The organism is Psychrobacter sanguinis (genome assembly GCF_020736705.1).
GTDB lineage: Bacteria > Pseudomonadota > Gammaproteobacteria > Pseudomonadales > Moraxellaceae > Psychrobacter > Psychrobacter sanguinis.
Genome location: NZ_CP085990.1, coordinates 1312954 through 1337403, shown reverse-complemented (window position 1 = coordinate 1337403; position 24450 = coordinate 1312954). Strand labels below are relative to the sequence as shown.

General features: G+C 41.2%; 24 protein-coding genes. 12 read left to right on the top strand and 12 right to left on the bottom strand.

Annotated features, from left to right (window positions below; all coding sequences use genetic code 11):
* Positions 1-39 precede the first annotated feature (39 nt).
* The 3 genes from minC (at position 40) to minE (ending at position 2412) form a co-directional block, all read left to right on the top strand.
* Positions 40-879, top strand: coding sequence for a septum site-determining protein MinC (minC, locus tag LK453_RS05680; RefSeq protein ID WP_201537633.1), 840 nt, complete (start codon positions 40-42; stop codon positions 877-879).
* 433 nt (positions 880-1312) lie between these two features.
* A complete protein-coding gene (minD, locus tag LK453_RS05675; RefSeq protein ID WP_007395860.1) occupies positions 1313-2125 on the top strand; it encodes a septum site-determining protein MinD in 813 nt (270 codons plus the stop codon).
* Between the two features lie 2 nt (positions 2126-2127).
* The gene (gene minE / locus LK453_RS05670) at positions 2128-2412 is read left to right on the top strand and encodes a cell division topological specificity factor MinE (RefSeq protein ID WP_007395861.1); all 285 of its coding nucleotides are present in this window, start codon (positions 2128-2130) and stop codon (positions 2410-2412) included.
* Between the two features lie 106 nt (positions 2413-2518).
* Here minE and LK453_RS05665 read toward each other — a convergent pair whose 3' ends face one another.
* Positions 2519-3076 carry a cytochrome b gene (locus LK453_RS05665; RefSeq protein ID WP_007395862.1) on the bottom strand — a complete coding sequence of 186 codons (558 nt, stop codon included), beginning with the start codon at positions 3074-3076 and terminating at the stop codon, positions 2519-2521.
* Between the two features lie 940 nt (positions 3077-4016).
* Here LK453_RS05665 and LK453_RS05660 point away from each other — a divergent pair.
* Positions 4017-4739, top strand: a complete 723-nt coding sequence (locus tag LK453_RS05660) for a response regulator transcription factor (RefSeq protein WP_007395863.1) — start codon at positions 4017-4019, stop codon at positions 4737-4739.
* A gap of 105 nt (positions 4740-4844) precedes the next feature.
* Positions 4845-6605 (top strand): sensor histidine kinase, encoded by a 1761-nt coding sequence (locus LK453_RS05655; RefSeq protein ID WP_201537629.1) that lies wholly within the window; start codon positions 4845-4847, stop codon positions 6603-6605.
* Positions 6606-6793: 188 nt separating this feature from the next.
* Here LK453_RS05655 and LK453_RS05650 read toward each other — a convergent pair whose 3' ends face one another.
* Together LK453_RS05650 and LK453_RS05645 are read right to left on the bottom strand one after the other, a co-directional pair.
* Complete coding sequence (locus LK453_RS05650; RefSeq protein ID WP_201537627.1) at positions 6794-7699, bottom strand: histone deacetylase family protein; 906 nt, start codon at positions 7697-7699, stop codon at positions 6794-6796.
* Positions 7700-7771: 72 nt separating this feature from the next.
* The gene (locus tag LK453_RS05645; protein ID WP_007395866.1) at positions 7772-8869 is read right to left on the bottom strand and encodes a type III secretion system chaperone family protein; all 1098 of its coding nucleotides are present in this window, start codon (positions 8867-8869) and stop codon (positions 7772-7774) included.
* Positions 8870-9231: 362 nt separating this feature from the next.
* On the opposite strand from LK453_RS05645, the gene ccmA reads away from it, so the two are divergent.
* The 5 genes from ccmA to ccmE all read left to right on the top strand — a co-directional run bounded on the left by ccmA (position 9232) and on the right by ccmE (position 12922).
* Positions 9232-10032, top strand: a complete 801-nt coding sequence (gene ccmA, locus LK453_RS05640) for a heme ABC exporter ATP-binding protein CcmA (RefSeq protein WP_201537625.1) — start codon at positions 9232-9234, stop codon at positions 10030-10032.
* The gene (locus LK453_RS05635) at positions 10032-10748 is read left to right on the top strand and encodes a heme exporter protein CcmB (protein ID WP_227674442.1); all 717 of its coding nucleotides are present in this window, start codon (positions 10032-10034) and stop codon (positions 10746-10748) included. The genes ccmA and LK453_RS05635 overlap by 1 nt, the downstream gene beginning before the upstream one ends.
* Before the next feature lie 357 nt (positions 10749-11105).
* Positions 11106-11894, top strand: coding sequence for a heme ABC transporter permease CcmC (ccmC, locus tag LK453_RS05630; RefSeq protein ID WP_201537623.1), 789 nt, complete (start codon positions 11106-11108; stop codon positions 11892-11894).
* 143 nt (positions 11895-12037) lie between these two features.
* Positions 12038-12244, top strand: coding sequence for a heme exporter protein CcmD (gene ccmD / locus LK453_RS05625; RefSeq protein WP_007395870.1), 207 nt, complete (start codon positions 12038-12040; stop codon positions 12242-12244).
* A 150-nt stretch (positions 12245-12394) separates the two neighbouring features.
* On the top strand, positions 12395-12922 hold the full coding sequence (gene ccmE / locus LK453_RS05620; RefSeq protein ID WP_007395871.1) for a cytochrome c maturation protein CcmE: 528 nt from the start codon (positions 12395-12397) through the stop codon (positions 12920-12922).
* 293 nt (positions 12923-13215) lie between these two features.
* On the opposite strand, the gene LK453_RS05615 is transcribed toward ccmE, so the two are convergent.
* Both LK453_RS05615 and LK453_RS05610 read right to left on the bottom strand, forming a co-directional pair.
* Entirely contained in the window at positions 13216-14235 is a 1020-nt protein-coding gene (locus tag LK453_RS05615) for a putative bifunctional lysylphosphatidylglycerol flippase/synthetase (RefSeq protein WP_007395872.1), read from the bottom strand.
* Positions 14236-14646: 411 nt separating this feature from the next.
* Positions 14647-14856, bottom strand: a complete 210-nt coding sequence (locus tag LK453_RS05610) for a cold-shock protein (protein WP_096065671.1) — start codon at positions 14854-14856, stop codon at positions 14647-14649.
* A gap of 646 nt (positions 14857-15502) precedes the next feature.
* Between LK453_RS05610 and LK453_RS05605 the strand changes: the two genes are divergently transcribed.
* Positions 15503-15964, top strand: coding sequence for a universal stress protein (locus LK453_RS05605; protein ID WP_007395873.1), 462 nt, complete (start codon positions 15503-15505; stop codon positions 15962-15964).
* A gap of 85 nt (positions 15965-16049) precedes the next feature.
* Here the strand turns inward: LK453_RS05605 and LK453_RS05600 are convergent, their stop codons facing one another.
* From LK453_RS05600 to LK453_RS05585, 4 genes are all read right to left on the bottom strand, one after another.
* Entirely contained in the window at positions 16050-16469 is a 420-nt protein-coding gene (locus LK453_RS05600) for a YbaN family protein (protein WP_201538078.1), read from the bottom strand.
* 31 nt (positions 16470-16500) lie between these two features.
* The gene (locus tag LK453_RS05595; protein ID WP_201541626.1) at positions 16501-17532 is read right to left on the bottom strand and encodes an ornithine cyclodeaminase family protein; all 1032 of its coding nucleotides are present in this window, start codon (positions 17530-17532) and stop codon (positions 16501-16503) included.
* A gap of 143 nt (positions 17533-17675) precedes the next feature.
* A complete protein-coding gene (gene brnQ / locus LK453_RS05590; protein ID WP_201538074.1) occupies positions 17676-19019 on the bottom strand; it encodes a branched-chain amino acid transport system II carrier protein in 1344 nt (447 codons plus the stop codon).
* A gap of 585 nt (positions 19020-19604) precedes the next feature.
* A complete protein-coding gene (locus LK453_RS05585) occupies positions 19605-21092 on the bottom strand; it encodes a peptide MFS transporter (protein WP_265088891.1) in 1488 nt (495 codons plus the stop codon).
* Positions 21093-21669: 577 nt separating this feature from the next.
* Here LK453_RS05585 and LK453_RS05580 point away from each other — a divergent pair.
* Entirely contained in the window at positions 21670-22542 is an 873-nt protein-coding gene (locus LK453_RS05580) for a bile acid:sodium symporter family protein (protein ID WP_201538070.1), read from the top strand.
* 113 nt (positions 22543-22655) lie between these two features.
* Here the strand turns inward: LK453_RS05580 and LK453_RS05575 are convergent, their stop codons facing one another.
* The 3 genes from LK453_RS05575 to LK453_RS05565 all read right to left on the bottom strand — a co-directional run bounded on the left by LK453_RS05575 (position 22656) and on the right by LK453_RS05565 (position 24286).
* Complete coding sequence (locus LK453_RS05575; RefSeq protein ID WP_201538068.1) at positions 22656-23072, bottom strand: YajG family lipoprotein; 417 nt, start codon at positions 23070-23072, stop codon at positions 22656-22658.
* Between the two features lie 157 nt (positions 23073-23229).
* Positions 23230-23700 (bottom strand): hypothetical protein, encoded by a 471-nt coding sequence (locus LK453_RS05570; protein ID WP_201538066.1) that lies wholly within the window; start codon positions 23698-23700, stop codon positions 23230-23232.
* Between the two features lie 121 nt (positions 23701-23821).
* Positions 23822-24286 carry a hypothetical protein gene (locus LK453_RS05565; RefSeq protein WP_201538064.1) on the bottom strand — a complete coding sequence of 155 codons (465 nt, stop codon included), beginning with the start codon at positions 24284-24286 and terminating at the stop codon, positions 23822-23824.
* Positions 24287-24450 lie beyond the last annotated feature (164 nt).

The window sequence follows — 24450 nt, the reverse complement described above, 5'->3', positions numbered from 1 at the left end:
ACTATTAAAAAACTTGCTATTTTTCTTTAAGGATTCGTTATGACAGCTTCTACAGAGGTTAACTCAACGTTAAAAATGTATGGCAAGATGCTGACTTTTACTCGCATCAAACTTGAAACCGCCAATCTTAGTGAGATTGAAGCGTATCTAGCAGATACTTTGAGTAATAAGAGCAGTCAAATTCCGGTCATTATTGATAGCGATGTAGAACAAGATTTAGATAGCTTAGTGGATCTTTTTTGGTCTTGGGGCCTACAGCCTATTGGTGTGGTAACCGGTATCCTTGATGAGGCGGCGAAAGCATTACGTCTCGCCATATTTCCAGGAGATGGAAAGCGTATCGAACTGCTTAGACCGAGCAAAAAACAGTCTACTGTTGCTAGCACTGCAGTGCCTAATAGCTCGCAAGGCCATGACCCTAAAGAAGCACCTCTTAAAACTGAAGCACCAGCCAAAGAACAGAATGGCATAGCTGAAACGGTTGTTACCTCTGAAAGCAATCGTAATGGAAGCGGTTCTGACTTTATTGAAGCCGATGCCATGACCACGCTTTTCTATGATCAAATGCTGCGTTCAGGACAAAGCATCAACCATGTCGGCGGAGATTTAGTGTTAACCGATAGTGTCAATAACGGTGCTGAAGCCATTACTGACAATAGCCTTCATGTTTATGGGCGTGCCCAAGGACGTTTGGTAGCAGGTGCAACGGGGGACAAAGACGCTCGTATTTTTTGTCAGCGCTTTAATCCCTCATTAGTGTCTGTTGCCGGTACTTATTGTCTGAACGACAATATTCCTGCAGAAATGATTGATAAACCAGTTCAGGTGAGATTCGTTGAAGGTCAAGGCTTGGTTTTTGAAATAATCAAGGAAAGCTAATTTGGCTATTTAGGTAGCGCCAACAGAATCTTACAATACATTGTTATGGGGATAAGTGATACTTGATGGGCTTTTTGTTCCTAAGAGCCGGTCACATTTATCTCCTACACAGGACTTTTATTGACATTGCTCAGAAATTATTATTGGCAATAAACTTTTATGAGCAGTTCTCAGTAATATGCCAGAAATAAAAACACGTATTAAATTCACACACACATCAATGCTTACGCCTTTATAATCAAGCGAATGCTGTTACTTCAAACTTATCTGTGATAATCTAATGGCACAAAATTTGACTTATTGGGTCGCTTTGTGCTGTATAAGATTTTGCTATACATTCGGCTGAAAATTTAGCTGCGCAGTGTGTCCAAATTCATTTTAGTGATGGGCAAATAAGAATTGTCCATTTTCAAATTTATAGGAGTATGCCATAGTGGCAAAAATCGTTGTAATTACCTCAGGCAAAGGCGGTGTCGGTAAAACTACGACCAGCGCTTCATTTGCTGCAGGCTTAGCATTACGTGGTCATAAAACAGTCGTCATCGATTTTGATGTGGGCTTACGTAACCTTGATTTGCTTATGGGCTGTGAAAACCGAATTGTTTACGATTTCGTTGACGTCATTTCGGGTAACGCGCGTTTACAGCAAGCGTTGGTGAAAGACAAGCAGCTAGACAATTTATACATTCTTCCTGCCAGTCAGACTCGCGATAAAGACGCATTGACTGATGAAGGTGTGGCAGAAGTTATTGAAGAGCTGTCTAAACAGTTCGACTATATCATTTGTGATTCTCCTGCTGGTATCGAACGTGGTGCTCAGCTTGCGATGTATCATGCTGATGAAGCTATCATTGTGACCAACCCTGAAATCTCTTCTGTACGTGACTCAGACCGTATTATCGGTGTTTTACAAAGCCGTACTAAGAAAGTAGAAGAAGGCACAGGTACGGTTCGTGAGCATTTGGTTATTAACCGCTACAATCCTGAACGTGCTGCTGCTAAAGAAATGATGGACATTGATACCATCTCTAATGACATCTTAAAAGTGCCTTTACTTGGCGTGGTTCCTGAAAGCAATAGTGTTCTTGAAGCCTCTAACCATGGTGAGCCAGTTATTCATTACCAAGATTCTATCGCCGGTCAGTGTTACGACGACATCGTTGCTCGTTTCTTAGGTGAACAAAGACCATTACGTCACATTGATGTTAAGAAGAAGAGTTTCTTACAACGCTGGTTTGGGGGTTAAGGATGTCTAAGAAAAGAGGATTTTGGAGTAGCCTGTTTGGCCCAGAGACCAAGAGCTCTGGTAGTGCCAATACAGCTACTGAACGACTGAAAGTTATTGTTGCCAGTGAAAACCGTCTAAACTCTCGCTTAACGGCAGACCGCATTGAAAAGATGAAACGTGAAATTCTTGAAGTGGTCAATAAGTATGTCAATGGCGTACAAATTAATGATGTGAACATCAATCATCGTCATGAAGATAATCTTGACGTGTTAGAAATGAACATTAACTTGCCAGACGCTAAATAGTACTGACTTCTCATTTTCAGCTAAAACAAACTGTTTACTCATAAAAAATCGCCTCAGAAGAGGCGATTTTTTGTGGCTTATGGCTTTAGAACCACAACTAAAATTATTATTTTATCCTAGAGATAATATTATCTTTCTTAATAAATTGATGTTGCAAGGCTCCTAAAATATGCAATGCCGTAAACACCAGTAGCGTGGTCCAAATCACATTCGTATGTAGGTTGTTAAATAAGCGAGCCTGACCACGATCCGTGACTAATATACTAGGCAACTCAAATAAACCAAACATATCAATACTACGTCCTCCATACCAAGTCATTAAGATACCTGAAATTGGCATAGCAAATAATAAGATATAAAGCAGTAAATGAGTCAGATGCGAAACAGTAGTCTGCCATTTTGGCATTGGCACGTCTGCTGGCGTGGGACTGATAATTCGACTAATTACTCTGGCAATCATCCAAAACAACATGCTGACCCCGAACGCTCGGTGTAAATTCAGATAGGTATCACCATCCGAATTTTGATACAAGGTTATCATGCCCCATACCACAAGTAGCAATAACACACTGCCCCAGTGAAAAACCTTTACTGCGGCTGACCATTTATTGGGTTTGACTGCTGTCACTGTATTAGCACGAGGGCTATTTGGTGCAATAGACATACTCTACCTATCCACTTAAAATTATTAAAACAAAATAATAGCTCATTCTCATAAAAACGCATCATTATTTTGTGTAAATATTCATCTGAGCAGTTGTTATCAACTTGCTGTCGCCGTTTTAGACATTAACCTCTCAACATTTAATGACTGATACCTAGCAACTGATATCTAATTAGCTAATATTTAGTGGCTCCTGCTGAGGATTTGGCATTTATAAGTTGATAGCACAGATAGAAACTAGTAGCCAGTAATTGAGCCAAACTAAGCCCTATGCGCTTTGCACAGGACGGTAACACAACTATCAAAACAGCTAACTATCACAAACACAGACACTGTGATTACTAAACAGTTTTGATGTTAAACTGCTTACTGCGCCGGTCGCGCTTTAAGTAATCGTTTGTTGCTATTCTTACTCAGATGATTAACGCTATTTTTAGCATAAACTTATGAGATTTACTACTACCACCTCTAATGAGACAGTTCAGTCGTAAATAAAATCCAGTTATTTGAGCATGGCCTAAGTTAATAACTAGCTAATTATTTTTCTATAAAGAGTGGTATTTTTATAAAGATAACTTTTATAAAGAGAACGCGGTTCTATAAAGATAGCTGTCTGCTAGATATAAAACGCCCGTATTAGACCCTTATAAAAAAGAAGAACCTTATATTTCATAGTTACCAATGTCTGTTTTCATCAATTATGGAGACGATACCGTTAGCTGTGTAACAATAGCGAAGAAAAGTAACAAACTGTGTATTGTTAAGATAGGCAGAGACTTATCATTATAGTTATAATACAGGTAACAATGGGATTCATAAGCATTTAGTATGACCGAAATTATAATTCAACAATAAGTCACTATAAGATCCTAAGTGCTTTGTGACTCCCGCAGAACCACAGATAATTTATACATAAATTTTGAATATTTTAAGGACTACTATGAGTAAGCAAATATTAATTATTGAAGATGATCCAGACTTAGCAGAATTGATTAGTGACTATCTAACGATGAACTATTATGAAGTCCATCATGCCCCTACCGGTCAAGAAGGTTTGGATATCTTAGACGCCAAAGAGCGCGCTATCGATTTAATTATTTTAGATTTGATGTTACCAGATATGGATGGCATGCAAGTCTGTCAAAAAATTCGAGGTGGCAAAAACACTCAAACCAATAAAGTGCCTATCGTGATGCTAACGGCAAAAGGTGACACTACTGATCGCGTCCTAGGACTAGAGATGGGTGCTGACGATTATATTGCCAAACCGTTTGAGCCACGTGAGCTATTAGCGCGTATCCGAGCAGTACTACGTCGTCACGAGCAGCCAAACCAAGCTGACAGCCAATCAGACAGTCTAACATTTGGTCGCTTGAGCGTGTTCCCAGACAGCCATGAAGTGACTATTGATGATAAACCTGTTCGCTTGACGACGCATCAATTTCAATTGCTACACTACTTTGCTACGCATGCAGGTAAGGTATTAAACCGTGAGCAACTGTGGCAGGCAATGCCTAACGATGACAGCTCAGACAACATTGATCGCGCTATCGATGTGCACATCTCTCGTTTAAGAGCGTTAATTGAAGACAATCCTCGCCAACCAAAGCGTATCATTACCGTACGTGGCGTGGGCTATCAGTTTGCTACTGACCAAGTATAATTTTATACGCCTGCTGTTGTAACGGATTAGCGATTCAATTTTTATTATAGGATTGAATCGCTATCTTATTTTTAGCAGGTTCAATTTATATTAGACATCTCCCTTATGCCTCGTACCCCTAGATTTGCTTTTACCTCCGTCTTTAGTAAGCTTTTTACCAGCGTCGTTTTGACCTTGGTTTTATTCGCTGCTGCCATGGTTACACTAATGAACCTGGTGCACAACAATTCAGCCGATGCGCGATGGGAAGTGCTGGCCAAACAAATTGTTAGCCAAATTGATCCTTTCGTGGATGAGCTCGACAATGCCACCACCATGAATGAGTTATTGCAGGCTCGTTTTATGTTGGCAGTCATCAAAAAGAGCTTTGATGTTTTTGATGAATCATTGCAGGCAAAAATGGGACTGTACGATCGTAACGGTCATTTACTGATTCAGACCGACGACAGTGATTTACCGAAAACATTGCCAGATGACCCCTCTTTCATCTCACGTATGTTGCCGGCCTTCTTCTCGACCGATCAAGTTAACGTTCAGGCAATGAGTGATCGTGGCTATACGCTACTGTATGAGCCAAGAAATCCTCCAAAACGTTCAGAGTTATGGGCGGTGCTTAATATCTTTACGGGTACCATTGCCCTTATTGCCATAATGTCATTTGTTTTATGGTGGATTGCCCACTCTATGACCTGGCGTATTGACCAGATGAGTAAGCAGATGGCGAAACTTGGTGAAGGTGATTTCAGTGTGCGCGTGCCGGCCAAAGGTACTGATGAGATTGCTAGCCTCGCTAGGGGCTTTAACCAAGCGGCCCAAAAAATTGAACAACTCATTGATGCCAATAATTTATTGTTGGCGCATGCCTCGCATGAGTTACGTACCCCCATCACTCGCATTCGTTTGCAAATCGAGATGATGGAGATGCTGGCCAGCGAAATGTCTGAAGAAACTCAGGCTAAATTCCACAAAAGAGCTCAAGCCGTTAACCGTGACTTAACTGGTTTAAATGACTTAGTAGAAAGTATCTTGTTAGTCAGTCGACTTGATGCTGGTCATGCGGCGCAGAACAATGAGCGTTTTGATTTCTATGAATTGGTTAACCAAGAGTGTCAGCACTATCCTGAAGCCACTTTATACGGTAAATCTCTTGTTCTTGAAGGTCAGCCTAAACTGTTAATTCACTTGATTCGCAATCTATTAAATAATGCGTTGATTCATGGTGAGCCTCCTATTGAAGTGCACTTATACGGTGTGGTTGCGCAAGAAGAGGCGCTCTATCCTCCGAAGCAGCTATTGGATCAAATTGAAGCAGCCAAGATTGAGGCTACCAGAGAATTAAACGACTCTTTAGAGGATCAGTCTACGGCTACCAAGGGTCCTGATAGCGACACAGAATCAGACTCATTAAGCAGTTTAGCCGTTGAAGATCAAAATGGTGGTACAGAGTTAGCTACTTCAAATGGCGAGGGGCAATCATCATTGACTACTGGTCAAGTGGCGTCCAAAGAACAAGATAAAGGCAATAACAAGGCCAAAGCCGATGGCTCAAAACTTAATGAAATTGGCTTTACCAAGCGTCTGCGTCGACCCAAAGCAGAGCCAATTATTGAACCTAACTTTGCAGTATTGGCAGTCATTGATCAGGGTAAAGGGATTCCGCTAGATAAGCGAGAGGAGATATTTAGTCCTTTCGTGCGTTTGCAACAGCAGAAAAAAGGATCTGGCTTAGGGTTATCTTTGGTTGCCCAAATCGTTGAAGCCCATAATGGACGCATTCGTACCGACACTTATAATGGCCGTACCCGTTTCATTGTGTTACTGCCCGTTAATGATACCGTGACCGTAGAGAAGCCCAATTTTACCTAAACTGATTAAGATGAGTCTGCTAAGCAGTTAAGTTAAAAGACTGGGCTTTATATTAAAAGACAAGCTGCAAAAAAGGTGCCTATAAAATAGGCACCTTTTTTATGAGTTATGTTTATACCGATGAATGGCATCAATGGGTAATATCTGACGGGTACCGACTTAGATTGCACTGACGTTTGGAGGTGTAGTTAGCCAAAGAACAACTGCTTTGCCAATCTAAAGGTATTACAGTGCGCTTCCACCACCTGTTCAACTTCCTCAGAGTAACCACCGCCCATAACAATCGCAATAGGAATGTTATGCGCTTTTGCTTGGCTCAATACAAACTCATCTCTTTGTTTGCAGCCCTCAAGTGTCAGGGATAGCTTACCCAGTTTGTCAGTGGCTAGTACGTCTACTGCCGACTGATAAAAGATTAAATCGGGGTTATGCTCTGCAATTAGCCTTGGCAAGGTTTGCTTTAAGATATTGAGGTAGGTTTCATCATCCGTCTCATTCGGTAAATCAATGTCTAAATCCGAAGGTGGCTTTCGAAAAGGATAGTTCTTCTCTCCATGCATGCTAAACACGAACACCCTTGGTTCATTGGCCATAATACTGGCATTACCGTTACCTTGATGTACGTCCAAATCTACAATAAGGATTCGATTTGCCTCACCGCGTGACAGAAGCAAGTTGCTGGCAATACACACATCATTGAAAACACAAAACCCTTCGCCATGATCCGCAAACGAGTGATGCGTGCCACCGGCCACATTCAAAGAGACCCCATATTGCTTGGCATATAATGCGCATTCGTAAGTAGCATGAGCAATATATCTACCCCGCTCTACCAACTCAGGCGTCATCTCAAAGCCTATGGCTCGTGCCTCTTTGCGTGATAAGGTCTGAGTCTTAAGCTTGTCCCAATACTCAGCCGTATGCGTGGTTAAAATCTCTTGCTCAGAGGCTTTACTGGGCGCAAAGAAATTGTCCTCGCTTAGGGTACCTTCTTCTACCAATCGTTCTGGTATTAGCCGATATTTTTGCATGGGAAAGCGATGCTTTTCTGGGACTTGGTACAGAAAAATGGGAGAAAATGCGACTTTTAACATAGTGTCTAATAAACTAATCTGAAAAACATGTATTGGAGAATCTAACTGTCTGTCGTCTGTAGAAGGGGGCTACTACTGTCGAACCCGAGTTGCCAAAAAGAAGGTCTTATCCATTTGGGCTTTATTTAACTCTTCAAGCAAGGTGTCTAGTTCAAAATCTTGCGGATCACTGGCAATTAAGTCACTAAACAAAGGGGCAAAAGAGGCCGTCATTGCCATCACCCCTTTTAATAAATAACTAATCACCGTAGGTGGCACAAAGCCCCCACTGGCATTAATCACTGGCTCAAGATCTAAAGAATTCTTAAACCGTATCTCACCATCACGAATGTCAACTTCCACACAGCCGAGCATCATATCGTAATTAAGTTGAGTAGCGAGCACCATACCTGCCTGCAGGTGCGATTCAGGCAACTGGAAAGGTAGAACTCCATAAAATGCCACTAATTGAGTGTGTTCGTGCACTCGAATCACACAACCCCACTCGACCTCTCCCTTTTCTGTCGACTGCTCAGTGCCAGGCTGTTGCACTATAGGGCTGTCAGAAGTATCGCTATTACCGCCTTCACTATAATAGCGCATGGCCATAGAAATATGATGCACGTTTCTTTTACTAACGCTGCCCTGATATTTTTGGGTTTGATTGCCAGAAGGGACATCGGAGGATTCTTGCTCTGGATTATTAAAGTCCCCTTCTTGCGCCGGCTCATGATAATAATAATTCAAATCACTCGCTTCTAGGAAATCTAAAATACTGTCAGTGATGGGATTATCAGAGTTCTGAAAAGATGCCGTGCGCAGCTTCATATTATCTGCCTCATCGAGGTTGGACAAGCTAATGAATTTTGCAGAACCCTCTTCTGTCTCGGTCTGTAAGTGGTCTTCTACCGTATCGCTATTGGTCGAGTGGTAGCCGTCAGGAGTCAGCTTGAAGGCATCACTGCTGCCTGGCTTATGTGCTTGACTCTTACCATAATTATAAGCCCGCTGCTTCTCAGACTCTGTTTTAGACGGTTGTAAGTGCTCTTCAGTCTTTGCTGAGCTACTCTCAGATCGGTTGATAGAGACATCAGACTGGACCGTAGTGGCACGGCTTTTAATGCTATTTTCTTCAGCGGTTAGGAGATACTTTAATCGTTGCCAAAAAGACGGTTTTTTTTGTGAGCTCATAATAGGGACAATACGTTAGTTGTGGGTCGAGGTTTGATATACTATGTTATATTTATAGTCTGTGATATTGGTAGCTTTTGATATTTATAGTTTTCGATATTTATAGTCAGTTAAAATTGCAGCTTATAAGCAATCACTCTAACCTTAAATTAATCTCAGTCAATATAATGCCTCATAGAAGAGCTTTATAAATGACGGAATAAATAGCTATTAGTGCTATATGACGGCGGGCACTGCTTATTGCAATAGCAGTGCAAGAACATAGCAGTAAGAGAGCCCATACGACAACGATGTGGCAGGCTGTCTCGTATAAATCATACATTATTGTATAAGTCATACTACTCTTTATAAATTAGGTCATCATGCACTCCAATAACCGTTCTTTCTCTGAGTCCTCCCACTCTACTCCTACTGTACTAGCGCTGCAAGACATTACCATACAGCGCGGTGACTTTCCTTTATGTGAAGGCGTCACCTTGAGCTTACACAGTGGCGAAATTTGTCATCTTGTCGGTGCCAATGGTACAGGTAAAACCACGTTATTAATGCAATTAGCAGGACTATTGCCCCTACTTGAAGGCGAAGTTATTTATCAAGGCCAGCCGACGTTACCGATCGCCCCTTTATATGTCTCCCATCAATTAGGAATTCACCCCAGCTTAACGGTCAAACAAAACCTTACCTTTTTATTGAATCTATATGGCATTAAGCCTACTGCCCAACAAATCGAAACCGCGCTGGACTGGGTGGACCTGTCAGGGTTTGAAAACATGGGTAGTAATCAACTGTCAGCAGGTCAGACCCGCCGAGTCACTCTTGCTAGGCTTTATTTGATGCGTGTTGAGCAAACCCCATTATGGCTGTTAGATGAGCCTTTTACCGCTCTTGATGTGAGCATGGTGGCACGACTACAACAAAGGCTACAAGACTTCGCTAATAGTGGCGGTGCGGTATTGATGACCAGTCATCAACCTGTAGAGGTGGCCAATAAATCGCTTAATTTATCTGATTATTTGCCAGACTATAGCTCTGATGATTTTTTAAGCTCTGATGAGAGTGCAGACTATGCATCAAGCTCGTTATCAGACGATGAAAACACTATAAACACTGATAATGACTCATTGCATAATGAATCGCTGCATCACGATAAAGGGACTTGGTAATGACATCCTCTACCGTAAATTCAACGCATCGTACTGTCGTCCCCGTGGGAATAACCACCACTGATTTGTGGCGCCTCGAATGGCAGGTGAAACAGCAGGGCGCGGTGCAATGGTTATATCCGCTGGTACTATTTTTAGTCATTATTACGCTGTTCCCGCTTGCGGTCGGTAGTGAACCTCAACTATTGCATCGCTTGGGCGTGCCTGCGGTATGGATCGCAGCATTATTGTCTTTAGTGATGGGAGTTGATGGACTATTTAAGCCAGCAATGGATAATGGTACTTTGGCACAGTTGGTGGTTTCAAGAACGTCTTTGCCACTTTGGGTATTGATTCGTCTCACTATTCACTGGATATTCAGCAGTGGCTTGGTAGCGTTACTAAGCTTGCTAGCAGTGCCCCTGTTTGGCCTATCTTGGGGAGAAGCTGGGGCGTTACTGGCCTCTATCCTTGTCGGTAGTCCGATGTTACTGATGTTATCGGCGATTGCCAGTAGCTTGACCCTGTCTCTCAAAAATGGGGCGGTATTGGTGCCCCTTATTGCGCTGCCTTTACAATTACCCGTATTAATATTTGCCACAGGTGCGGTGGACTTGTATGCTACTGGCCTAAATGGACTGCCTATATTGGCACTTCTGGGCGCTGGTAGCATTATTTCAGTACTGATAATGCCTTGGGTTATTGCGATGACATTAAAAATGGCGTGGCTTAACTAGCGCCATTATTTGTTATAATAGTACATTACCACATACTATTAGTTGTCATCGACTAGATACTATCGATCTGTTACTTTTTAAACGGCTGTTAAGGTTAAGCGTTCTTATTCCTTATATAATAGTCAGCCCCATAGTCAGATATGGCAGGTAAGTGAGGCACAAGGCGACCGAGTACAAGTAGTACTCTATTCAACCTAGTCGACTTAATGAAGTTAATGTGTTCACTCTTTATCTTGCCTATAACTATAGTACGCTGATGGATCGCTTTTCATCCCATACGTAGCCTTATTGATCCGCGTGCTTTGATATTTATAAGCACTGTTTTGCTCACACCGTGGCTTACAAGGTCGTTTTATTATGCCAAATGCTAATTCATCACCTCAAAACCCTGGCTTTTTTTCTCGCCTATGGCAAGGATTTTTAGCCACTGTTGGGACTCGAGAGTTCTTTCGAATCTTCTCGCCCTGGGTAAAGTGGCTTGCAGCTATCGCGGCTATTCTGCTGACTGTTGGCAGTATCTGGGGTTTGGGATTTGCGCCTCCTGACTATTTGCAGGGCAACAGTTATCGTATTATTTTCATTCACGTGCCGGCAGCCAGCATCGCTTTATCTCTGTATTTTGCATTGGCAGTATTGGGTGTTATTTTCTTAGTATGGCGTATTAAAACTGCCAACTTGGTGGCGCAAGCGATTGCCCCTATTGGCTTTATACTGTGTGTTTTAAGCTTATTGACAGGATCTATTTGGGCCAAACCGACTTGGGGAACCTTCTGGGTGTGGGATGCACGACTCACTTCTATGCTTATTTTGGCTTTTTTGTATGCCGGCGTGATGGCATTGTTTGCCGCTTTTGAGCATACCCCAAACCGCGGTAAGGCGGCAGCGATATTATCCATCGTAGGGGCAGTAAACCTTCCTATTATTAAATACTCGGTAAACTGGTGGAATACTTTGCATCAAGGCTCTACATTGACCATTACTGAAGCCCCTAAGATGTCAATGGACATGTTGGCGCCTTTGTTATTAATGATTATAGGTACTTATTTTATGGTGGCTGCTTTGGCCATATACCGTACCAATACGCTAATTTTACGCCGTGACCAAAATAAGGCTTGGGTAAAAGAGTATATCCGAGACGCTAAATAGGACGCTGTTATTATCTAGGTAAGACAGTAATTTGTTTACTCAGTTAGAGCTATTAATTCCCCCTCTAACTTAGACAGACTTAGCCATGACCCCCTTCAAATTAGGAAGGTAAAGCCACGGTCATTAGCCAATAAAGGAGAACAATGGTGCAACCCTATTTTTATAGCTTCCAAGAGTTCTTAGCCATGGGCGAACACGGCGTTTATGTGTGGAGTACTTGGGCCATTACTGTATTGGCGATGCTCGGGTTTATTCTCTATAGCATAAGTCAACGCCGTCGTCTGATTACAGACTTAAAAACCCAACATGCCCGTCAGCAACAGCGCAAACAAGGAAATAAGTCTCAATAGTTGTCTCACCTAAAAAATATTTGCTTGAGTAAGCATATTGGTTTGGACAGAGAGTGAGCTTTTTTAGTTTAGTGACTTGTTGCTAAGACCGTATTACACTTTTATAAAGACCTCATGCTATCTTGAGGCTTAAAAATTAAAGGCAATTTTATGAATGCTGTGCGTCGTAAAAAACTGATTTGGGTCGCTGCTACTTTAGCAGGCGCTATCATTGCGGTTCTGTTGGTTATCTATGCCATCGGCCAACAAACAGATTATTATTTTGATCCCACTGCTATTGCTGCTGGTGAAGCACCGCAAAATAAACGCATACGTGCGGGCGGAATGGTGGTTAAAGACAGTGTGCGCCGCGATCCTAACGATGATTTGAAAGTTCAATTCGCCATTACTGATTTTCAGGCTACGGTACCAGTAAGCTATCAAGGTATTCTACCCGATCTTTTTGCTGAAAACTCTGGTGTGGTGGCTACCGGTGAAATGCAAGGGGATGTTTTCGTGGCCAGTGAAGTATTGGCCAAACATGATGAAAACTACATGCCACCTGAAGTGGCGGCTTCTCTCAAAGAAGATCATGCTGCCAAAGGGGTTACCCCAGACTCAGAGCGGTTTAGCCCGGCTATTCCTGTCAAAGACGCCACTGAGCAAGGCAACCATAGCACCAGCACTTTAGTCGAATAGTCTAAATTAAATCCACTTATTTCAACGACGTCTATTCAGTAGTGTTAGTTTAATACAAGATCTAATCACTTGTTCCTTACTAAAAGTCGTAAATAATAAAAAGGCAGCTTAACGAGGTTAAGCTGCCTTTTTTGATTGTCTTCTTGTCTTATAAAGCGTCAAAGAGGTACGGGGGCATTATCTTAAAGAAATACTTTTATCATTCAATAGCTCAATGACTAATGCATGACTTTAGCTTTAGCACTTTAGAATAAATGATATGAACGTTTAATCGATACTTTACTGCCCGTGATTTACTGCGGTTTACGCAGCCAACGCAACCAGACTTCATGACCAATAAAGAATATTACTGCTAGGAAGAAAGGCAGTAAATAATAAAGCAATCTGAACACCAGTAATACCGCCAGTAGATAAGTCTTATCTACAGAAGGCAGCGAGGCAATCATGGTCAGCTCGAAAACGCCTAATCCGCCTGGTACATGACTCAATATTGCTAAGATCATGGACTGAATAAAAGCAGAGAATACCGTGAAGTACCCTACTCCTGTCCCATGAGGCAAGAGTAAATATAGTACAAATGCCACACTTGCCAAGTCGATAATAGAGATAATAATTTGCTTTATTAGGATGGCTGCAGGCGGTAAATCAAAGCGCCAACCTCGTATCTGAATGTGGCGACCTTTATTACCTGACCATGCCACTAAGCCAACTACGATTGCAAATAGGCTGATACCAATGCTGCGTATGATTGCTTGATTGTGCAAAAAGTTTGGCACATCTATCGAGACTTCAGACAGTTGCATATCGAGCTGACCCATCATAGTAACGGTAGCTTCAGGGTGTAATGCCAGCGACAGTGAAACTAAGGTGGTAATACCGAAGGTAAACGCCATAGATACCAACCACACCACATTAGCGATACTCTCAGGCCTAATCTTATTTACCCCGTACATTCTAAAGCGTACCCCTGACGCTGATAAGATGGCCAACCCAATAGTATGACCAATCGCGTAAGCGGTAAAAGAGGTAAACGCCACCTTCCTAAAAGGCAACTCAATATGCATGTGCTTTAATGCAATACTGTCGTATAAGGTAAGCACCAAATAGCCGAAAGCCACCACCATTAGTGCCAGAAAAATATCCGTGTTCGGAATCTGTTGTATTGCGGCCAAAATTTCCGACAATTTAATAGTATGCGTAATGGTATATAGCGTTTTAATGGCAAGAAAAAATATAAACAGCGCCAACAAAAACAGTGTGCCACGTAGCAAAACTACTTTAGGATTTAGAATTTTTTTTGGGTTTATAGACATACTGCCACTTTATCAAGACACTGAAAATTTCAACGAATTATATATTATAGTCATAGCGTCTATAATAACAGCCTAGACTCTTAGTTTGTGCATATATAATACAAACAAGTGCTCTGGGGGACTTAGGAAATACAGCCTATCTACTGGCAACTATATTTATAGCTTCATTGATGCTAAAGATACGGATGACCTTCCTATCCTATGATCTGTCAAAACCAAAATAGAGGCTATAAACAGCATTGGAATAAAGGCTAGAGAAATGCTTTGTCTTAGAAACAACATCTTAACAATGTTTAAAAAATACAGAAGTTTAAAAAGTACAGACCAAAAAAAACGAGCCATAGGCTCGTTTCTTTGATTCATTTAAAGTAATGTTTTTAAATTATCATCACTCTAAATTATCTTAGCTAATTAGATAGCTGTGATACCGTGGGCTTGTGGGCCTTTAGCACCTTGAGTTACTGTGAACTCAACTTCTTGGCCTTCCGCTAAGGTTTTGAAACCTGAGCTTGCGATTTCGCTGTAATGTGCAAAAACGTCTGGGCCTGATTCTGGAGCAATGAAACCAAAACCTTTAGCTTCGTTAAACCACTTTACTGTACCTTTGATAGTATCTGACATATTCATCTTCCTAATTTTAAAACATAATGACCAATTTGGTCGGGTAACGCTTTGAGCAACTACGGTAAATCTTAAAACGGAGGATTAATGCTAATACTACGAGGTAATGATTTGCTGCGGGCTTCTCTCAAGCAGATGTGCATTATAGGACCCTATTTACTCTTTGGCAAGCTTTATTTTAAAATAACTTAAAATATTTTTAGAAAAAATTTAAAATATAGAGCGATTTCACGCTATACCCCTTGGTAAACATACGACACAGCCTATTACTAAACAGCACATTACTCTTAATTAAATTGCTCTATCGGTATACAACTTTGAAAGAACTAGGCAATTATGGGTAAATTTATAAACCATAACTGCCTAATAGACCAACTTTCAAACAAATTTAACAGTCAGATAAACAATTAATTAGCTAAATAGCTAAATAGCTAGCTGAGTATCTAACTGAACCAATCTAAGGTTTTTTGCCATGTTGTTTATCAAAAATATATAACTCGCGTTAAAATGATACTGCATCTATGATTAAATAAGCTTATGATAGTTATTAGAGAGTAGCGATAAAGTTTTCTCTATCCTCTATTCCTTTTTAATTTAACTTGTTTTGCTTCATTTATTTTCACTTATAACTTATATAGGTATCGCCATGAGCTATAAACATATTTTGTTAGTTACCGATCTACGCTCTGATGCAGATGTGGTTGCCCAAAAAGCAAAATACATCCACTCTCGCCAAGTGAATGCTCAGTTGTCGGTTTTACACATTGTTAAAGACACTGTGGTAGGGTTTGGTTATGAAATGGTGCCAGCAGCGACTCTATATGAAGAAATTGATGATGAGCGCTGTCAAACTGCGAAAAAAGATTTGGCAGAATTTTTAGCCCGTAATCAATTGGAAAGCACCCAACAAGAAGTTACCACTGCTATTTCAAGTAGCGAAGGTATTATCAATTATTGCGATAGAAATAACGTAGACTTGGTTATTATTGGTCGTCACGAACGTCATGGCCTATCGGCTTGGATAAATGGCGCCACAGTAGATGCGATTTTGCCCAACGTTTCGTGCGATGTGTTGGTAGTAAGACTAGAAAAACCTGTTAAAAAATAGAGCGAATGAAAGCTGGCCTTGGTAATAGATACTGTCAGCTAAGTATCGATGGGATCAGTTAGTAGCTGTCAATAGACTGAGATGGTTAGGCGTCTGGCAGTCGCCATAAATAAATAGCGACGCCAGCGCAAATCGATGCCACCAAACCAGCAATCCATATCATACCAGCGGGCACTGTGAAAAATAACATCGTGCTGGACAGCGCCATCATAATAGAGGCTAGCCATTTACCACGTCTAGGCACAGCGCGGCGCTCTTCCCAGTCGCGTATATACTTACCCATAAACCGGTGGTTAATGAGCCATAAATAAAAGCGCTCAGAACCACGAGCCCAGCAACCGGCTGCCAACAATATGAATGGCGCCGTAGGCATTATCGGCAATAACGCCCCTATCACTCCCAGTCCGAAAAACAATCCGCCTAGTATGAGATACAGCCAACGTAAAGAGGCATGTTTTGATTGATTTATTTTGCCAGTATAGTGCTGTTGAGTAGTTTCTATCATAAATTACAGGTCTCTCTCCTACTGTCTCAGCTTATAGTGATGCGCTCTGACCAATTTGATTTTGCTTAGCCACTTGAGCGATTTTTAAGGCCACTGCGCCATCAAAACTTGCAGCACCCACTGATTTAAACAAAGTAATACCTTTGTTTTTATTATCAGTATCTACTTTTAGACTGCCCGATACTAAATCCATCAATTGACCACTTAACTGATCCCACTGCCAGTCACAGTCTGGATTGTCATGTGCTTGAATCAAATCACCTGCCTCGTGCTTACCGCCTTCCAAATCATCAATAACCACGTAAGCACTTGCTTCAATAATTGAGTCACTGACTTCTTTCATATTAGGCTGATAAGCCCCTACAGCATTAATATGGACATTGAGCTTAACCTGATCGACCTCAAACAAGCCTTCGGTCGCGCGAGTGGCTAAGTTAATGATATCGGCGTCTTTCACCGCTTCCTCTATCGTGTCACAGACCGTAAGTGCCACATCCCACTGTGAGTAATCTCGCTCAAAGCTCTGCTTAAATTCTTCCGCTTTTTGCCGAGTACGGTTCCATAACGTAACTTCCTTAATAGCAGGACAAACCGTTAACACCGCATTGAGCTGCTCATAGGCCATACCACCGGTACCAACCACAGCCACGTGCTCACTTTGTGGATTAGCCATATATTTTGTGGCGACTCCTGATAAAGCAGCAGTACGCACTTGAGTGACGTAGATACCATCCATAAAGGCCAAGGTCTCACCCGTCGCTGTATCAGAAACAGTAATGGTAGCGACCGTCGTAGGTAACTTACGTTTAGGGTTGTCAGGACAAATTGTCACCAGTTTAACCACAGCAAATTCATTTTCGCCATCAAACACCACACAAGGCATAGAAAGGTGAGACCCCGACTGATGCTGTTCTGTGTCAGCGAATGTGGCGATCACCAATCGCTCCGGGGACTTAACCCAACTTGGATTTTCATTTTGCAGTTTTAAGAGTGCTTCGATGGCCTCAATCGCCATCGGCATAGTTAATTGCTGCTTTACCGTGTCCAAATTAAGTATCTGCATCCTAACCTCCTAGTTGTGTATTTTTTAGTGGCGTGTCTTCATTATTGTTATAGGTGTTTATTATCCTCGCTCATAAGCTTGGAGAACAAGTTGAGCTATGTGATATTTTGTCACATAGCTAACACGAGTGTAAAAATGACTCTTTATAACTGTGCCTCATCGGTACGCTTAATCAAGAAGCCAATTAATGCCATCAGTAAAGTAGGTACAATCCAGCCCAATCCAAGCTCTGCCAACGGCAATGTGTCTGTTAGACTCTGCCAAGGTAGCGTACCTGACACAATGTTCGACAGCATATCATTGAACGCAAATATGGTAGCGGTACCCACACCCAGTATGTACGTCATTGGCCGATGGGCAATCAATGGATGCATAAGCGACAGCAGCACCAAAGCGATACTGATAGGATATAAAAAGACCATAATAGGTACTGCAGTTGCCAAGATTTTCTCTAAGCCTAAGTTAGAGAAAATTGCGCCCATCACGGTAAAGATTAACACATAACGGCCATAGCTGATTTTGGGAAATATCTGATTGGCAAAACTTGAGCAGGCATTGATAAGACCAATACAAGTGGTCAAACAGGCCAAAATAACAATCATTCCAAAAGCCAAATTACCCGCATCGCCCATCAATTGGGTGGCCGCCATGGACAATAATACCGCGCCATTCTCATAGCCTTCAGGGCGATACATACCAATACCAATCCATGCCAGCCCAAAGTAGATTAATCCCAAAAATAGGCCGGCAATCACCGCAGATTGAATCATTACTTTAACCACATGCTGGTCATTGGTTACCTTATTATGGCCGCCCCCGCTCTCGCTGAGAATGGCATTGGCCAAGACCGTACCAAACGCTAAGCCTGCTAAAGCATCTAAGGTAAAATAACCTTCAATGATACCGGCCGACAAAGGATTGTCTCTAAACTGCTCGATAGCCATGTGATTACTAGGCGTCAGATGCATAAATGCCAAACCACAAAGCAAAGCAATGGTTATCAATAAAATAGGCGTTAGAAACTTACCTATCACATCGACCAATCGTCCAGATTGTAAGGCTAGGAAATAACAAATACTAAAAAACACCACCACATACAGCGTTAAACTAATGCCTTCGGGTAGATCAACAAAATGACGAAATCCCATCTCATAGCCGACGTTTGCCGCTCTAGGAATGCCATACATCGCCCCAATCGAAAGATAAATTAAGATGGCAAAAATATAAGCGAAAACGGGATGCACTCGGCGACCCAGACTCAAAAGTCCGCCACCTGATTTGGCAATGGCGATTAGACTCAGCATGGGCAAGGCAATGGCGGTAGTGATAAAGCCCAAAACTGCAGGCGTAAAATTGGAGCCTGAGTTCATGCCTAGCATCGGCGGGAAGATGAGGTTACCTGCGCCAAAAAAGAAGGACAGCAGCATAAACCCAAAAAACAAAGGATTGGTCGATTTTGTTTGTGTGACAGAACGGTCTTTGCCCATAAGGTATTAACCTTTTTATGTGAGGTTGAAAATCGAGCAATTGTATATGAGTAAAGGGGAGATGGCAAAAAACCGTACAAACTTTTAAGTAAGTACGGCTTGATATGTCAGCGGTTAACTTGTTTTGCTTATAGACATACCGAGATGCGTAGTGGCCTAAATTGTGGCTTGGACTAAAGTCTAAAGAAAGGCAGAACTATAGAAGATATTTATTTAAAAATCCTGCCTAAAAACTAAGCTTAAAACCCGAACTTAGAAATTAGGCTTAAAACTCAAACCGCTATTCATAATTAACTAGTTGTAGTTCCTACTAACCCGGTTACGGTGCAAGCACTCAAGAACAGAGAGCTGGTCATGATTAGCATTAAGCCAATTTTTAATTTATTGAAATTTAATTTGTTTAGCGTTGACATCAGCAATCCTTTTTTAATAAAAGTTTGGCAATCATAAAGCCTATTATAAAACCTGGGCAGGCTAGTTAATACCTTATGCCAGCCCCTATCTGGTATTGGCTCTTATTTTGACAACTATCATCTCGCAGTTAAATGAGCCATAAGTTACAGATTATTGCTAGTACCGCTCAGATTAAGCCGTGGGATCGGTGTCTACTTTTGGGTGTTGTTTGTCCCACTCATCCGCTGCATGCAGCATTTTTTTAATTACTCTAGAGGACACAAAAGCCACCACAGTTAGTACCACCGCAAAGACTGTCAATGCCATAAAGAAACCACCATAGCTTTCTACCGCGATGGCCTGAGTCAATTTTGCGCCTTTGTCTAAAGCAATATGAGTCGAGAGTACGGCGCCAACAATGCCACTAAACGCCATGGCCACCATGAATAAGCTCACCGAAAAGCTAGAGATGGCTTTGGGTGCTACCGAAAGAATATAAGCCACTACTAGGCTGCCCACGATAACCTCAGCGAAAGCTTGGAAGAAATGCACCAATAAGAATACTTCTGGTCGTAACACCACATCTTCCCCAATATTCAATAAAGCGGCAGTCATGATGGCAAACGCAATGGTGGTCAGAATAAAAGAAAAGCCTACTTTGGTGGCGGTACTGATAAATATATTTCGTTTTTCCAAGCGATTGGTAATAAAGGCGATTACCGGACCGGCAACGGCACACCATAACGGATTCATCACCATTGACCCTTCAGGTTGAATAGGAATTACCCCGAATAAATCGCCTCGCATGGTATTAATGGCCACTAGGGTCATCGATGTCATCATTTGACCATAATAAACAAAGAAAGCAACGGTCAAAAAAATCATGATTAGAATAGTACCCATACGTAACGCGGTAGAACGGGCTGTCGAAGCTAGCATGAGCTTTACAAAATAACCAATGGCCGCCGCGCTGATTGCGTAGACAATATACTGCCCTCTGTCCATGTCACTAAACATATAAAACACAACGGCCAACATAGCCATACTTAATAGAGCAAACTTTATCCAATTGTTTAGCGGTACTGGGGCTTTATCAATGTCATCCGCACCAGAGATCAAAGGCTTACGCAGCACAATTAGCGATAACACACTGAGTCCAGTCATGATTGCCGCCAGCATAAAGTTACCTTTATAAGCGATTATCAAGGTCAAAAAAGGGAAAACATATTGGCCTACAAATGCCCCTAAGTTATTCACCGAGTAGTTAATCGGATACACTTTTTCAAAATCTTCTTGTGAAGAAAAAGTGGTCTGGAATAAAGTAGGATAATTCGGTGACATCAGGCCACGACCATAACTGGCCAAAGCAATACCCATCAGACTCATGGCCACATTAATGCTGACAGCACTGATTAACAACAGCACATAGCCTAGGGTAAATGCAATATAACCTACTACCAAAGAGCGATACGCCCCCAATAGACGGTCGCCAATCACCCCGCCAGCGATAGAAAACAACGTCCCTACTGCCCCAAAGGCCCCTATGACCATTAATGTGTCGGCTTCGCTATATTGCAACTCTTCAAGGAAAAAGGGCGTCAAGACGATCATGACCCCATAAAAAGACAAACCGAACGCCATCTGGCAGAACATCATGACTAGGTTTCTTTTATTAAACACAGGCACCTCTTTTGTGGTATCGCCCATTCATCAAATAGGCGACAGGCAATCAAAAACTGAAAAAAGGTGCAATTCTAATCCCATAAAATTAGAAAAGCCACCAAATTGGTGGCTTTTGTGTCATGGAGTCTTCATCAGTTGTTTTAATGATTAAGGCTACTGTATGAAGTTTTAAGTGAAATTATAATTTAACTATAATTTATAACGAGCAATTAGGTTCTAAGTTGGTCTTATAAACATAAGAGAAGTTTTGTTCATTAGGAAATGCACGTTGCAACTCGGGCTTACTAAAAGTTTGATTTAACGTACGTGCGTTGAAACCTAAAATCAGGCATAATCAGATATGTAACAAAATACAGGTATTAAGTAAATTTACGAAAGTTTTTATTGGCTGTTTTAAGCTTGTTTCAAGTTTTTCAAAAACTTCTACGAAAGTCTACGGCCTTTTTAAAACTTAATCGATTTGCATCTACTTACCCCTATCACATATAAATAATAAAGTACGAATAGCGGCTTATTCTATACTCAGTTGTTTTTGAGATAGGAATAAACTTCACATACCTAAATGGATTTTAGTATGGACTCTCTTTCCGTGGCATTACTGCCACTTGTTTTAGGCTTTATCATGTTTGCATTAGGGTTATCAATGCAACTGGCAGATATAAAATACGTTTTCAAAGCGCCTAAACCTTTTTTAATTGGTTTTTTATCGCAACTGGTTATCCTACCTTTAGTCACTTTACTGTTAATTCTTTTATTTAAACCTAGCCCTGCATTTGCGTTTGGTTTTATGTTACTAAGTTTTTGCCCAGGCGGTGTTACCAGTAACGTGCTCAGCAAGCTGGTGCATGGTAATGTAGCGTTATCGGTGGCATTGACCTCAGTAATGAGCCTAGTATCCATTATCACTGTGCCTATTTTAACTACGTTTGCTTATCGCTATTATTTGGGCAATGAGTCTGGGCAAGTAAGCTTACTGAGTATGGGGCTAAAAATGTTTTTGATTACTGCCCTACCTGTGGGGCTGGGTATGTTGATTAATGAGAAAGCATCGAGCTTTACCAATAAACACCGCAATACTTTTATGAATGTAGCTTTGGTTTTATTCGTCATATTAGTAATTTTGGCAGTTGTTAGTAACCGCGAGATGCTTTTAAAAGAAACGGGTACGTTGACTCTGATGGTTACAACCTTATTGGTAACGCTGTTTATTGTTGGTGTTGGCTTACCACGATTATTGGGCGTGTCTTGGAAAAACGCTAAAACCATTGGCGTTGAAGTCGGTATTCAAAATAGTACGATGGCATTAGCGCTTTCTGGATTGCTCGCGATATCGGCAAATATGGACACAATGCTGCCCGCTTTTGCATTGCCAGCGGCCGTTTATAGCGTAGTAATGTATCTTCTGATTGTGCCGTATATTCTTATTTTTCGTAAGGTAGGTAATTAAACAAAGCGCTTAAATATCTTGTTGTTCGTTTATTTGCATCCGTTTAATTCACTAAGCTATTTGATTTGATTTGATTATGAAATACCATATAGCCATCTTTCAATAGTGGCGACTCATTGAGGATAGCTTTCCCAATAGTCCGCGATAACGGCTGGAAAACAATAATCTTTTGGCATGACGGTAATCGCAATTGGGGTTAATATGGACTTAGTCACACCGCCAATGCGGTCACATTGAGCCTTGTCGTCAATATCATAGTGAACGATGTGTATGGTGTTCTCTGGGCAGAGGTCTGAGCAGTGGAATTCTTCAATGACATTTATGCCGTGATGCACGCCGATTACTGAGCTCGATGTGTGCGATTGTGGTTGGCGGTCATCCTGCTTTGCAATGGTTATTAGCGCGGCATCGGATAAGGTGTCGTTAATTGTTGGTAGTTTTGGTTGATTAGGTGTGGTTATACAAGCGGTTAAGCTTGCTGTGGTTAGGCATACGGTGAGTAGTTTGGTTGCTCGTTTAATAATGGGCACGGCGTTTCTCTTTTATGGTTAAGGCAAGCTTCACTATAGCAGATACAAAAAACCGCAACAGTCTTAGGCTGTCGCGGTTTAATACATCACTTATTGTTTTATTTAACGTCGTATACTCAAATTCAATCTGTCTATAATCTTTAATAGACAAATTAATCTATAACGAGCAATTAGGCTCTAAGTTGGTCTTATAAACATAAGAGAAGTTTTGTCCATTAGGAAATGCACGTTGCAACTCAGGCTTACTAAAAGTTTGATTCAACATAAGCGCTTGTTTTGGTACTAACTTATCTACTTTAATGTATGAAAATACTGGCTCGTTTCCATACTGTAGTCCTATAGAGGTTTGCATAGGTATAAGCTGGTACTGCTCCACACTAACTTGCTTATAGCTACCATCGATATAACACTGAAAACGATAGTTATAGCTCATTCCATTCTTGAAGCTAACCACAGCCGCTTCACCATTCATCCCTGAAGTCATGGCCCAATAGCCGTCATATATACCTTGAGGTAATTGGTAGTTGTTACTAGGAGAATTAGGTGCCATACCGGTACTGGCACAGCCTGACAATAATAAGGCGCTACTGATCATGGCAGCAGCTGTAATCTTCATATGATAGCTCATAATCGTTCCTTGATTTTATTGGTTAAGTGAGTCATTTCATATTAACGCTATTTAAATCGTTTGCAAATATTATCGGTTATAAGAGACAGTCTTTCTGTAAACTTTAGCGTAAATTGTCTTACTAGATAGGCTTCCTACGCCAATAATATCCTATATGAAACCTCTCTTCTGCTGAATGACAGATAAAGATCGTATGGCAGATGGTACATTCACATTCATATGAAATTTCAAAAAAGCGGTCATGCTGTACTTTTTTTAATATTTTAACTAAACCTAGGCTTTCTTCTTTTTCAGGATCTGGCTTAATAAATTGATACTTAATACAACGACAATCACCATTTTCTATATATCTTAGGAAAGTAACCAACTCATCCATTTTTCTTAAAACTAATTGCCGTACACCATTATTCTGCCAAGTTTCAGTTCTTCTTAAAATTTGAAATTTCTCACGGTTTTTAGCAAGCTCTTTAAGAATATGCATATCTGAGATACTTAGTATTTCATGAACTTCTATTTCACTAGGCATGATCTCTTTTTCTTCAAAAGTATTATTTCTAATAGACTGTATGATGTCTTTCGTTTTCATATCACGCCTTATACTTATCTTGTCAAATTTACATTTCCCATTACTCTATCTCAGAGGATACTACTTTGATCCTGGCTGAAGTAAACCATAACTATGACACAGAAAATCAATTAAAAAGCACTTATCAAAATTTAGAAATGAAAAAACCGCTATAGTATTACTGT